This is a genomic window from Streptomyces doebereineriae, from assembly GCF_031845645.1.
GTDB classification, from domain to species: domain Bacteria; phylum Actinomycetota; class Actinomycetes; order Streptomycetales; family Streptomycetaceae; genus Streptomyces; species Streptomyces canus.
The window spans coordinates 1-464 of record NZ_JAVREZ010000244.1 but is presented as its reverse complement, the minus strand read 5'-3'; the positions used below and the strand labels follow the sequence as shown (position 1 = coordinate 464).

Here is a 464-nt window from a genome sequence, read left to right as displayed (position 1 = left end):
GAACCGGCCGATGTGCCCCCGGACCCGCCCCCCGGACCGCCCTCGGGCAGCGGCACGGAGGGCGCCACCGCCGTACCGTCCGGCGACTCCACCGCCGTACCGCACGGCAGCTCCACCGAGGACACCCTCGACCTCAAGCTCACCGAGGAGCTCCTCGCGCTGATCGCCGAGGACCGGGGCAGGGCGGTGCCCCGCCGCGAGGCCGCCCGCGAACTCCTCGGCGACCCGGCCACCTGGCCCGGTGCCACCACCGAGGCCGGGGTGTTCCACCTGGTCCCGGTGGTCCTGGAGCGCGATCTCGCCGTTCTCACCCGCTGGATGAACGACCCCGCTGTCGCCGCCTTCTGGGAGCTCGCCGGTCCCGTATCCGTCACCGCCGACCATCTGAGGCCGCAGCTCGAAGGGGACGGCCGCTCCCTCCCCTGCCTCGGCGTGCTCGACGGGACCCCCATGAGCTACTGGGA

Annotated in this window: 1 protein-coding gene; it reads left to right on the top strand. The window is 74.6% G+C overall.

Going from position 1 to position 464, the window contains the following annotated elements:
- On the top strand, window positions 1-464 hold a 464-nt coding region (locus RNB18_RS51685; protein ID WP_394817811.1), incomplete at both ends, for a GNAT family N-acetyltransferase.